At 66.7% G+C, this 13237-nt stretch carries 6 protein-coding genes and 2 pseudogenes; 7 read left to right on the top strand and 1 reads right to left on the bottom strand.

Features of this window, described 5'->3' with window-relative positions:
* Nucleotides 1-129 precede the first annotated feature (129 nt).
* A complete protein-coding gene (locus QTI05_RS08310) occupies nucleotides 130-1071 on the bottom strand; it encodes a response regulator transcription factor (RefSeq protein ID WP_353505945.1) in 942 nt (313 codons plus the stop codon).
* Nucleotides 1072-1548: 477 nt separating this feature from the next.
* Between QTI05_RS08310 and QTI05_RS27820 the strand changes: the two are divergent.
* From QTI05_RS27820 to aqpZ, 7 genes and pseudogenes are all read left to right on the top strand, one after another.
* A pseudogene (locus QTI05_RS27820) lies at nucleotides 1549-1665 on the top strand (ESPR domain-containing protein); the annotation flags it as partial.
* Between the two features lie 840 nt (nucleotides 1666-2505).
* Nucleotides 2506-9915 (top strand): annotated as a pseudogene (locus QTI05_RS08305) (hypothetical protein); the annotation flags it as partial.
* Complete coding sequence (locus QTI05_RS27915) at nucleotides 9907-10593, top strand: YadA-like family protein (protein ID WP_444812891.1); 687 nt, start codon at nucleotides 9907-9909, stop codon at nucleotides 10591-10593. The pseudogene QTI05_RS08305 and the gene QTI05_RS27915, both read left to right, overlap by 9 nt.
* A gap of 17 nt (nucleotides 10594-10610) precedes the next feature.
* A complete protein-coding gene (locus tag QTI05_RS08300) occupies nucleotides 10611-11513 on the top strand; it encodes an OmpA family protein (RefSeq protein ID WP_286623856.1) in 903 nt (300 codons plus the stop codon).
* Entirely contained in the window at nucleotides 11479-11853 is a 375-nt protein-coding gene (locus tag QTI05_RS08295) for a hypothetical protein (RefSeq protein ID WP_286623855.1), read from the top strand. Before QTI05_RS08300 ends, QTI05_RS08295 begins: the two co-directional genes overlap by 35 nt.
* 53 nt (nucleotides 11854-11906) lie before the next feature.
* A complete protein-coding gene (locus tag QTI05_RS08290) occupies nucleotides 11907-12380 on the top strand; it encodes a DUF4019 domain-containing protein (RefSeq protein ID WP_286623854.1) in 474 nt (157 codons plus the stop codon).
* Nucleotides 12381-12520: 140 nt separating this feature from the next.
* Entirely contained in the window at nucleotides 12521-13237 is a 717-nt protein-coding gene (gene aqpZ / locus QTI05_RS08285) for an aquaporin Z (protein ID WP_286623852.1), read from the top strand.

Genomic DNA, 13237 nt, shown 5'->3' with positions numbered 1-13237 from the left:
AATGGCCGCGACGACAATCCACTCAAGCCTGCGCGCGAGTCGGTGGCGTACGCACCTGCTCAAGGGCACGCCGGCCCGTAGAGTCTGGAAAGCTCGCATGAACAGAGAGACGAACCCGGTCGAAGGGGATCAGTTCTCGCAGGTCTCGAGGTTCTGCACGGCTTCGAGGCGATAGCCCTGACCGTAAACCGCGCACAACCGGTAGCCGTTTTCGGGCCGCAAGCCCAGCGCGATTCTCACCCGCGACACATGCGTGTCGAGTGAACGCGACATCAATTCCGAACCCAGCGGGTTGTTGGCCTTCCACATCCCTTCCAGCAGGTGGCGCCGCGACACCAGGCGGCCCAGGTTGCGGAACAGGAACAGCGCCAAGTCGAATTCCTTCTGCGTCAACGGCACCGGCTTGCCGTCGACATCCAGACTGGTCTGGGCCGGCAAGAACCGGTAGCGCCCCCAGCATTCTTCGACCGCCTTGGGTTCGAAGTACGCGCGGCGCAGCAACGCCCGCACGCGTGCAGTCAGTTCCGACACGCGAATCGGCTTGCTCATGAAGTCATCCGCACCCACCTCGAGCCCTTCCACCACATCGCGCTCGCCGCGCCTGTTGGTCACGAAAAGGATCGGCACGTGGTCATGCACGTTGCTTCGGACCCAGCGCACGATGTCCAGCCCGCTCATGTCGGGCAGCTCCCAATCGAGCAACAGTAAATCGAAAGACTCGCGCCGCAATTCATTCAGCAATGCGGCGCCATTCGTAAACGTATGGCAATGGTGTCCCATCGCCTTTAGAGTACTTTTGGTTAAATCGAGCTGGTCGATATCGTCATCAAGTGCTGCAATTCGCATGAAATTTCGCTGCTGGCCAGCCAAACGGCAATGCGGGCGTGTAGTAGATGGGTCGACCCCGAGTCTAGTAACAATCGGTTCTTCGCGCGCCAGACGAATGTCAACAATTGTCAAATGAGCGGCCATGGTGACGGGTTTCAAACGCCGTTGAGCATGGTTTGTATCAATGCCCGGCATCGATACTGGAAATACGCCGAAACCGCACCAATCCAGGGTTTTTTGCACCGCATGAGTGCATATAGCCGCCCTCAGATCCTCTCCATCTGAATACGTCGTTGCAGCGCATCGATACGCTGTTGCTTTGTTGCAACGCGTGAGGTGATCGCCACGACGCGGCCCTTTTTCCTCACGATCCGGAAGTTCCCGCGAACTGAGTAATTTCGCACGATCGCGTGCCTCACATTGTTAAACATAGTCAATTCGATAGACATGTGCGCCCATCCGAAGGCGCTGGGCTGCAGCTCAATTCCCGCAAGTTCCGTCAATTCGCTGATTTGACAATGTTTGAGTTTTTGTTACGCCATGTGACCGCCATTATTTATCCCGGTTTTGATGTTAAGTCTGCCGCACATTTGTACTACCAATGTTTTACAAATTTGGAAATAAGAGATCGGCGCCGCCTTGGGCAAGAGGAACGGTTTCATGCGCCGAAATGGTCTTAAGGCCATTAAGTAATTTGCTTTAAATGGATGGACGGGGCACATGAACAGAACTTATCGCTCGCTTTGGAATGAATCCATTGGCGCCTGGGTTGCGGCATCGGAGATCACCTGCGCTCGCGGAAAGCGCGGCGCCAGTCGCGTGGCGCTTGCCGCCACAGGCGGAGTGCTTGCATCCGTCCCGGCGGGGCGCCTGCGCAGGGGGGTTCTGACTGCGCTGCTGGCGATGGGCGGTTTGGGATGGGGCTCTTGGGCACAGGCGCAGGTGAACTGCAATGCGGCGCCCTACAACTTCTACAACGGCAGCTCGACGTGCGTGGGTTTTCAGTCCCAAGCGACTTTTGGCGGAGCCACTGCGATAGGTTTTAACGCCTTCAGTACGGGGCTGAATGCCACGACTCTCGGCTACCAAGCCCTTGCCTCTGCGACCAACGCCCTTTACCTGGGTGCGCGCACCGCCGCCGGGACAGGTGCATTGGCCCAGAGCGCCATTGCAATCGGCACAGACGTGACCGCCAGTGGAAATGCTGCCGTTGCCGTTGGCATCCAAGCCCAGGCAACCAACGCATCAGCCACCGCCGTCGGCGCCCTCGCTCGGGCACTAGGGAATAGTTCGCTGGCGCTCGGAACGTCAGCGCTCGCAATCGGGGACAGCACAGTTTCGGTCGGCCAGGGTGCCGGTGCGGGCTCGACGATCGCCAATACTGGTTCGGTCGCTGTGGGTGTTGCCGCCGGAACGCTGGTCAGCGGCGCGCTGAACACCGCCCTGGGGGGAGGCACTGCGAGCGTGATGCGGGGTGCGGGTTCGGGCGTCACGGGAACGCGCAACGTCGCCTTCGGCACAGGCGACGGTACGGTTGCTTACGATGCCACCTTGAAAGCTGCGGCAGGCAGCCTGGTCAGCGGCAACGACAACATCGCCATCGGCACCAACGCAGGCATCGGCGTCGCGAGCAACGCGACGACGTCGATCGGCCTGAACGCGAATGCGAGCGCGGACAGGGCAATCGCGATCGGCTCCCAGGCAATCGCTTCCGTAACGGATGCCATCGCGCAAGGCAGCAGCGCCAACGCGAGCGCCCTGAATGCCATTGCGATTGGCTTCGGGTCGATCGCCTCCAAGATAAATTCCATCAATCTTGGCGCGCGCACGCTTGCAGGAACGGGCGCCACTGCGGTGGGCGCCGTCGCCATTGGCACGGATGTGACGGCATCGCAGGATCGCGCTGTCGCGATGGGGATCGTAAGCCGGGCAACCGGCCTGGATGCCGTAGCGGTCGGTACCCGGGCCAACGCGGCTGCCGACAATGCCACCGCGCTCGGCTCCGGCGGAACCAGCGCCGCGACCGCCGTGCGCGCCTCGGGCACCGGTTCTGTGGCGCTGGGCGGCAACACGACCGCGGGCGCCAACGCGGCGGGCACCAACGCCATCGCCATCGGCGGAGAGTCGTCCGCGACCCAGACCGAAGCGATCGCAATGGGCCGCCTGGCGACCGCCTCGGCCTTGAACACCATCGCGGTCGGCAGCAATGCGCGGGCCGATTCGGCCGAAGCGGTTGCGATCGGCACCAACGCCGTCGCCACCGGCGGCCGCGCCGTATCGATCGGCTCGGGCAACGTCGCCAGCGGCAACGGCGCAGTGGCCATCGGCGACCCCAGCACCGCAACAGGCAACGGCGCTCTCGCTCAAGGCCTGGACGCCACGGCAACGGGCGATGGCGCGGTGTCCCTGGGCAACACCAACATGGTCGGCGGCGGCGGTCAGGCGGTCAGTGTTGCCGGGACGGCGGCGCAAGGTGCAGTGGGCATCGGCTATCACAACACCGTGACCGGCCAGGGCGCAGTCGGCATCGGCAACAGCAACACGGCGACCGGCCAGGGCTCGGTGGCCCTCGGCAATGCCTCGTCGGCGACTGTCGCCGGTGGCGTCGCCTTGGGCGACACCGCCAGTTCCAGCGCCAGCAATGCCTTGGCGCTGGGCTCAGGCGCCGTGGCGAGCGACGCGGGCGCAGTGGCCCTGGGCGCAGGCTCGAAGACGGCCGCCGCAGTCGGTACGGCCGGCGCGACGATCGGTGGCACCGCCTACACCTTCGCGGGCGCCACGCCAGCCAGCACGGTCAGCGTGGGCGCGGTGGGTTCCGAGCGCACCATCACCAACGTGGCGGCGGGTCGCATCAGCGCGACCAGCACGGATGCCATCAACGGCTCGCAGCTCTACGCCACCAACCAGGCGGTGCAGGCCATCGCGGCCAGCACGCCCACCCATTACTACAGCGTGAACGACGGCGGCACGCAGCAGGCGAACTACACCAACAACGGAGCGGTGGGCGTCAACTCCATAGCGGCTGGCGTGGGTGCCAGCACAACGGCGGCGGCCACCAATGGCGTGGCCATCGGCAGCGCGGCCACGGCCAGCGCGACCACCGCGATCGCGCTTGGCTCGAGTGCGCAGGCGACGGCCGGCAACGCCGTGGCCCTGGGGACCAGCGCGGGCGCCAGCGGGGGCTCCAGCGTGGCCATCGGCAATACCACGACCGCGAGCGGCCTCACGGCAACGGCTGTGGGCTCGTTCTCCAGCGCTTCGGGGGACAACGCGGTCGCGCTGGGTACTTTCGCCGATGCCTCCGGGAAAGACTCTTTTGCCGTTGGAGGCCTTTCAGTGGCGAGCGGGACCGCCGCCACCGCCATCGGCCTCAACGCGACCGCCTCCGGGAGTAGCGCTGTTGCCCTAGGCGAGCAGGCCAATGCCACTGCGGGCGCCGCGACCGCGCTTGGCTTCGGTGCGCAGGCTACGGCCGGCAACGCCGTGGCCCTGGGGACCAGCGCGGGCGCCAGCGGGGGCTCCAGCGTGGCCATCGGCAATACCGCGGCCGCGAGCGGCACACAGGCAACGGCTGTGGGCTCGTTCTCCAGCGCTTCGGGGGACAACGCGGTCGCGCTGGGTACTTTCGCGGATGCCTCCGGGAAAGACTCTTTTGCCGTTGGAGGCCTTTCAGTGGCGAGCGGGACCTCCGCCATCGCCATCGGATCGGGCGCGCAGGCAACCAACGCGGGCGATGTGGCACTGGGCTCGGGCTCCACCACGGCGGCCGCTGTGGGAACGGCCGGCGCGACGATCGGTGGCACCGCCTACACCTTCGCCGGCGCGGCACCTGCCAGCACCGTCAGCGTCGGCTCGGCGGGCGCCGAACGCACCATCACCAACGTGGCGGCAGGCCGGATCAGCGGCACCAGCACCGACGCGATCAACGGCAGCCAGCTGTTCGCGACCAACGGCGCCATCGACGCGGTGAGCGCCGTCGCCAACAAGGGCTTCAACGTGACGACGGCGGCGACGGGCAGCGGCACGGTGAGCGGCAGTACGTCGAAGAACATTGCGCCGGGCGCCACCGCCACCTACACGGCGGGCAACAACATTGCCATCACGCAGAACGGTGCCGAGGTGCAGATCGCGACCTCGGCCACGCCGACCTTCGCCAGCGTGACCACCACCAACCTGACAGCCACCGGCCCGACGACGCTCAGCGGTGGCACCACCATCGGCGGCAGCCTAACGGTGAACCCGGGCACCACGGTGAACATGGGCAACAACGTCATCACCAACGTGGCGGCGGGTCTCAACGCGACCGACGCGGTCAACCTGACCCAGCTCAACACGGCAACTGCGGCGGTGCAGACGCACTACTTCAGCGTCAGGGACAATCCGGCTCCGCAGCAAGGCAACTACCTCAACGATGGCGCGACGGGTGACGGTGCGGTAGCGGCTGGCCTCAATGTCAGTGCATCGGGCGAGTCCTCGGTGGCAATGGGCAATGTGGCGGTCGCCAGCGGTAAGTTCTCTGCTGCCATTGGCCTCAATTCTTCCGCCACCAAGCAAGGGGCGACCGCAATTGGCTGGAGTACGGATGCGACGGGCTTTGTTTCGACCGCGGTAGGGACAAACTCGACGGCCTCTGGCGACTGGTCGACCGCGCTCGGCGACAACACGATCGCTGCCGGCCTTGGTTCAACGGCTGTCGGCGACGGGGCAATCGCCAATGAAGCGCGCGACGTCGCACTGGGCTCGGGTGCGATAGCCACCGGAGTGCCGGGCACAGGGCCGGGCACAGGGCCGGCCATCGCAATCGGCAATCTTTCCAGCGCAACAGGTGCTGGCACGGTGGCCTTGGGCAACGCCGCGACGGCTACGGGTACGGGCAGCCTGGCTTTGGGCGACACGGCTGTGGCCAGCAACGCGGGCGCCGTGGCGCTGGGCTCGGGCTCGGTCACGGCAGCGGCCGTGGGCACGCCCGGCGTGACCATTGCGGGCACGCCCTATGTCTTCCAAGGCACCAACCCGGCCAGCACGGTGAGCGTGGGGGCGGTTGGCGCCGAGCGCACCATCACCAACGTGGCGGCAGGCCGCATCAGCGGCACTAGCACGGATGCCATCAACGGCAGCCAGCTGTTCGCGACCAACAGCGCGATCGATGTGGTATCCGTGACGGCCAACAAGGGCTGGAACACGACGACGGCGGCCACAGGCACCGGCACGGTGACTGGCACCAGCACGGCCAACGTGGCGCCTGGCGCGCTGGTGACGACGACGGCGGGCAACAACATTGCGATCACGCAGAGCGGCACCAACCTGACCATTGCCACCAACCCAGATCTGGTTGCGACCAGCGTGACCACGGGCAACACCACGATCAACAACGCTGGCCTGACCATCACCGGCGGCCCGAGCGTGACCAGCACGGGCATCAATGCCGGCAACACCGTCATCACCAATGTGGCGCCCGGCGTGGCCGGCACCGATGCGACGAACGTGAACCAGCTGAACGCGGTGAGCGCTGTCGCCAACGCAGGCTGGAACGTCACCACGGCAGCCACCGGCACCGGCACCGCCACTGGCACCACGGTGCAGAACATTGCCCCGGGCGCCACGGCGACCTATACCGCGGGCAACAACATTGCCATCACGCAAAACGGTGCCGAAGTGCAGATTGCCACCTCGGCGACGCCGACCTTCACCAGCGTGACTACCAACAGCCTGACGGCCACCGGCCCGACGACGCTCAGCGGCGGTACCACCATCGGCGGCAGCCTGACGGTGAACCCGGGTACCACGGTGAACATGGGCGGCAACGTCGTCACCAATGTGGCGGCTGGCAGCAACCCGACCGACGCGGCGAACGTGGGTCAGATCACCACGCTGTCCAACACGCCACTGACCTTCACCGGCAACACCGGCACGGTGGACAGAAAGCTGGGCGAGACCCTGGCCATCACCGGCGTGGGCAGCACGGCTGGTACCTACAGCGGTGCCAACCTGCGCACCGCCGTGGTCGGCAACGAGGTGCAGTTGCAGATGACGGACACGCCGGTGTTCACCAGCGTGACCACGGGCAACAGCACGCTGAACACCAACGGCCTGACCATCACCGGCGGCCCGAGCGTGACCAGCACGGGAATCAACGCCGGCAACACAGTGATCACCAACGTGGCACCTGGCGTGGCTGGCACCGACGGGGTGAACGTCAACCAGTTGACCGCAGTGAGCACGACGGCCAACAAGGGCTGGAACGCCACCACGGCCGCCACCGGCACCGGCACGGTGACGGGCACCACCGTGCAGAACATTGCACCGGGCGCCACGGCAACCTACACCGCGGGCAACAACATCGCCATCACGCAGAACGGTGCCGAGGTGCAGATTGCGACCTCGGCCACGCCGACCTTCACCAGCGTGACTACCAACAGCCTGACGGCCACCGGTCCGACTACGCTCAGCGGCGGCACCACCATCGGCGGCAGCCTGACGGTGAACCCGGGCACCACGGTGAACATGGGCAACAACGTCATCACCAATGTGGCGGCGGGCACCAACCCGACCGACGCGGCGAACGTGAGCCAGGTCACGGCGGCAGGCAACAAGTGGATCATCGGCTCGCCCACGACCTACGTGGCGCCCGTCTCCACGGGCACCGACAGCACCGCTGTCGGCTCCGGCGCATCGGCCGCGGGCAACACCAGCGTGGCCATCGGCACCGGCGCAAGCGCCACCACGACCAACAGCGTGGCGCTGGGCAACGCCAGCACCACGGGCACGGCGGTTGCCACGCCGGGTGCCACCATCGGCGGCACGCCCTACACCTTCGCGGGCGCTGCGCCAACGGGGGTGGTGAGCGTGGGCAGCGCGGGCAACGAGCGGCAGATCACCAACGTGGCGGCAGGGCAGCTCAATGCCACCAGCACCGATGCGGTGAACGGCAGCCAGCTGTACCAGACCAACCAGGCGATCGATGCGGTGGGCACGACGGCCAACAAGGGCTGGAACGTCACGACGGCGGCCACCGGCACCGGCACGGTGACGGGCAGCACGTCGCAGAACATTGCCCCGGGCGGCACGGCCACCTACACGGCAGGCAACAACATTGCCATCACGCAAAACGGTGCAGAGGTGCAGATCGCGACCTCGGCGACGCCGACCTTCACCAGCGTGACCACCGGGGGCCTGACGGCCACCGGCCCGACCACGCTGACCGGCGGCACGACCATCGGCGGCAGCCTGACGGTGAACCCTGGCACCACGGTGAACATGGGCAACAACGTCATCACCAACGTGGCACCCGGTGTGGTTTCGGCGACCTCGACCGATGCGGTCAACGGCAGCCAGCTCAATGCGGTGACGACGACGGCCAACAAGGGCTGGAACCTGAGTGCCAATGGCGAGGCGACGCCGCAAAACATTGCGCCAGGCGCAACGGCAGACTTTGCCAACGGCAGCAACACGACCGTCACGCGCGCGGGCAACCAGATCCGGGTCGATGTGGTGGCAGATCCGACTTTCAACTCCGTGACCACAGGCAACACCAGGATCGACAACACCGGCCTGACCATCGTGGGTGGCCCGAGCGTAACCACCACCGGCATCAATGCCGGTGGCACGCAGATCACGAACGTGGCAGCCGGCACGGCCGCCACGGATGCTGTCAACCTGACCCAGCTGAACACCGTGGTGGCCGGTAGCAAGACCAAGTACTACAGCGTCAACTCCATCGGTGGCGGCAACGAGGACAACCTCGGCGCGACCGGCGCCGACGCCATCGCGTCGGGCAAGGGCGCAACGGCCGCAGGTGCCTCCAGCGTAGCCATGGGCCTGGGCGCCACGGCCAGCACGGCCAACAGCGTGGCGCTGGGTGCGGGCTCGGCCACGGCGACAGCCGTCGGCACGCCCAGCACGACGATCAACGGCACGACTTACAACTTCCAGGGCATCACGCCTGTGGGCACGGTCAGCGTGGGCAGCGTGGGCGCCGAGCGCACCATCACCAACGTGGCGGCGGGCCGGCTCTCTGCGACCAGCACCGATGCGATCAACGGCAGCCAGCTGTACCAGACCAATCAGGCAATCGATGCGGCGACGACGACGGCCAACAAGGGCTGGAACCTGAGTGCCAATGGCGAGGCAACGCCGCAAAACATTGCGCCAGGCGCAACGGCAGACTTTGCCAACGGCAGCAACACGACCGTCACGCGCACGGGCAACCAGATCAGGGTCGATGTGGTGGCAGATCCGACTTTCAACTCCGTGACCACAGGCAACACCAGGATCGACAACGCCGGCCTGACCATCGTGGGTGGCCCGAGCGTAACCACCACCGGCATCAATGCCGGCGGCACGCAGATCACGAACGTGGCAGCCGGCACGGCCGCCACGGACGCTGTCAACCTGAACCAGCTGAACACCGTGGTGGCCGGCAGCAAGACCAAGTACTACAGCGTCAACTCCGTCGGTGGTGGCAACGAAGACAACCTCGGTGCCACAGGTGCCGACGCCATCGCCTCGGGCAAGGACGCCAGTGCAACCGTCGCCGGCTCCGTTGCACTCGGCTCGGGCTCCGTCTCCGACCGGGCCGTCGCGCCTTCCACCGGCAGCATTCCGGCGGGCAGTTCATTGATCAACTACAACACCACCGACCGCACGCTGCTGGGCGCCCTCTCGGTCGGCAGCGCCACTACCTACCGCCAGATCACCAACGTCGCCGACGGCACGCAGGCGCAGGACGCGGTCACGGTGCGCCAACTCAGCGGCGCGCTGCAGTCTTTCGCGGTCACGCCGATCCAGTACTTCCACGCCAACTCCACCGCAGCCGACTCGCTCGCCATCGGGGCGGAGTCCGTGGCGGTGGGACCGCAGACCGTGGTCAACGGCAACAACGGCGTGGGCATCGGCAATGGCGCCGTGGTGCAGCAGAGCGCGCCGGGCGGCATCGCGATCGGCCAGGGAGCGACCTCGCACCTGGCCGACTCCATCGCCTTGGGTACACAGGCTTCGGCGGCGGCTGTTCAGGGTGTCGCGCTCGGTGCGGGCACCAACGTGACGCAGGCCGGCGGCGTGGCGTTGGGCGCGGGGTCGGTGGCCTCCACCGCCGCGGGCGTGGCAGGCTATGTGCCGCCCACCGCGACGGATTCGCAGCGCATCGCCATCGGCGCGACCACCAGCACGCTGGCGGCCGTGTCGGTTGGCAATGCGGCCACCGGGCAGTTCCGCCAGATCACCGGCGTGGCCGCGGGTTCGGCCGACAGCGATGCGGTCAACGTCTCGCAGCTCAGGGGGGTGCAGGGCCAGGTAGCGGTGGTCGACCGGTCGGCGGTCAAGTACGACACCAACCCGGATGGCTCCATCAACTACAACACCGTGTCGATGGGCGGCAGCAACGCGACCGGTCCGGTCACGGTGCACAACGTGGCGCCCGGCGTGGCAGGCACCGACGCGGTCAACGTGAACCAGCTCAACAGCGGCATCGCAGGGGCCAATGCATACACCGATGCACGCGCCAATGCCCTCGGCGGCGAGATCAACAGGGTGGGTCGCAATGCGTATGCCGGCGTGGCCGCCGCGATGGCCGTGCAGATGCCCGGCCAGTCACTGCCGGGCAAGACGGTGATGCGCATCGGCTACGGCACCTTCAAGGGCGAGAGCGCGGTGGGCGTGAGCTTCCGCCGGACGGCCGAAAACAATGGCTGGAGCGTCACGGGTGGCGTGGGCATGAGCCGTGCCGGTCCGGCCGCAACAGTCGGTGCCGAGTGGGTGTTCAATTGATTCAGGGGAGTTCGACCATGAAAAATCAAAAACCACAGGAGGCGACGTTGCTGGCAATGGCGCTGGGGGCCTTGCCGCCGCTGGTTGCGTGCGTGCTGGTGCTCGGCGGCTGCGCCAGCGCGAGCTACCCCCTCTTGCCCGAGGCGCAGGCCAACGTCGCAAGGGACAACCCGCCGCCGCCGAAGGACGAAGACTTCCCGAAGCTCAGCACGGCCAAGTGGGAGCAGGGCGCGTTCCCGAGCCTGGAGGCGTTGCGCGCCATGCGCACCGGCATGGGCAAGGATCAGGTGCGCGAGTTGCTGAGCTGGCCGCATTTCACCGAGGGCCTGGGTGGTGTGCGCGAGTGGAACTACATCTTCCATTTCCGCACCGGCAAGGGCCCCGAGTACGTCACCTGCCAGTACATGGTGCGCTACAACAAGGACGTGCTGACCAGCGGCATGTACTGGAAGAACCCCGAATGCGCCGCGCTGGTCAATCCGCCGGAGGCCAAGCCGATTCCGGTGGTGGTCGCGCCGGCGCCGGCACCGGCACAGAAGGTGACGCTGGGTGCCGACGGCCTGTTCCGCTTCGACGGCGGGGCCGTGAGCGACCTGCTGCCCGAGGGCCGCGCAAAGGTCGAGCGGCTGGCCGTCGAGATCCAGCGCAACGCCAAGCAACTGCAAGGCATCGTGGTGACCGGGCACACCGACCGGCTGGGCTCCGAAAGCTACAACGCGGCGCTCTCGCTGGCGCGCGCCAACAGCGTGCGCGAGCTGCTGGCGCAAAACGGCATCGACCGCCGGCTGATCCGTACGCAAGGCATGGGGGAACGCCAGCCGGTGGCTCAGTGCCAGGGCACCGCGAAAACCCCTGCGCTGGTGAGCTGCCTGCAGCCCAACCGCCGTGTCGAAATCGAAGTGGTGGACGGGCGGCAGTAAGAACAGCATGGGCGACTGGCGTCGTTACCCCACCCTCTTGCTTTTCGCGCTGGCAGCCGGCTGCCAGATGCGGGGTGAGGTGCGGCCGCTGTCGTCCGAGATTCCGCCGCCGCCGGCCTTTGTCGCCGCCCCTGAGGCCTGTCTTGCCGCCCGCAGCCGCTTCGCGTTGGGCCAGCGAATCAGCCTGCCACTGCTGGAAGAACTGCGCCAGCGCACGGGAGCCCGGCGCGCTCGCGCGCAGCGGATCGACGACCCGCAAAAAAATACCGAATCCGATGCCGCGCGACTGACCGTGGATGTCGAGCCGAGCGGTCGCATCGTGGGCGCGCGATGCGCCTAGGCGGCCCTGCGCCGTCGAACATCACCGTATCAACCCACCCTCAAGGAAATCCAATGAAACGTTTCATGCTGCCCGCGGCACTCACGCTGTGCGTCGTGGCCGGCCCGGCGCTCGCCCAGACGCCCGCCCCGCGGACGCCGGCGGCGCCACAGCAGCAGGCTGCGGCCCCCGATCTCGATCCCAACGCCCTGGCCAATGCAGGATTGCAGATCGCGCAGGCAATCGATCGCGACCAGATCGCCGGGCTCTGGGAAGGCGCATCGGCCGTCACCAAGCGTTTCGCGAAACGCGAGGAGTTCGTGGCCAATGTTGCCGGCAGCCGCAAGCCTCTGGGCGCGGTCGTCGAGCGCAACTGGATGGTGGTGCGGCGCCAGCAGGTCGCCGACGGCGGCCAGATCCCGTCCGGCCTTTACGCGAGCGTCGAGTTCGCGACGCGGTTTCGCACCGACCCGCCGCGAACCGAGCTGGTGTCGATGCGACGGGACGAAGACGGCACCTGGCGCTTTGCCGGCTACGTCGTCAGGTGAGTGCGCCCTCGACAAGCCGCTCGCCGACCCGCCACAGGGAAAAGTGCACGTATTTGCGCTTTCTATTGTTAACAACCGTCAAGTCGATCGACTGACGGCGCATCTGTCCTTATCTTCTCCCTGTCAGCGCTGAGGCATCCATGCACAAAACAAACATTTCCATCTGGTCAGCCGAGTTTCTTGGAACCTTCTGGCTCACGCTCGGCGGCTGCGGCAGCGCGGTTCTTGCCGCCGCCTTTCCGGGCCTGGGCATCGGGCTTCTTGGCGTATCGCTGGCCTTCGGCCTGACGGTGGTCACCGGTGCCTACGCGTTCGGGCCGATCTCGGGCGCGCACTTCAATCCGGCCGTCTCGTTCGGCCTGGTGGTCGCCGGCCGGATGCGCGCATCGGCACTGCCGGGCTATGTGATCTCGCAAGTATTCGGCGCGTGTGCCGCGGCGGCCGTGCTGTACCTCATTGCGACCGGGCGCCCGGGTGCGGACATCGGCAGCTTTGCGGTGAACGGCTATGGCATCCACTCGCCCGGGCAGTACGGCCTTGTCGCCGCCCTGCTCTGTGAAGTGGTCATGACGGCGATGTTCCTGATCGTGATTCTGGGTGCGACTGCAAAACCCGCCGCCTCGGGATTCGCGGGCCTTGCCATCGGCCTGTGCCTGACCCTGATCCACCTGGTCTCGATTCCGGTGACCAACACGTCGGTCAATCCGGCGCGCAGCATCGGGCCGGCGCTGTTCGGGCCGGCGTGGGCCTCGTCGCAGCTCTGGCTGTTCGTGGTGGCGCCACTTGCAGGTGCCGCGATCGGCGCCCTGGTCCATCGCTTTCTGTTGAAGAGCAGCGACGAGGCGGAGGCGGGTTGA

Origin of the sequence: Variovorax fucosicus, assembly GCF_030316825.1 — a bacterium.
GTDB lineage: Bacteria > Pseudomonadota > Gammaproteobacteria > Burkholderiales > Burkholderiaceae_C > Variovorax > Variovorax fucosicus.
The sequence above is the reverse complement of the archived record's forward strand: the minus strand, read 5'-3'. Positions and strand labels throughout refer to the sequence as shown.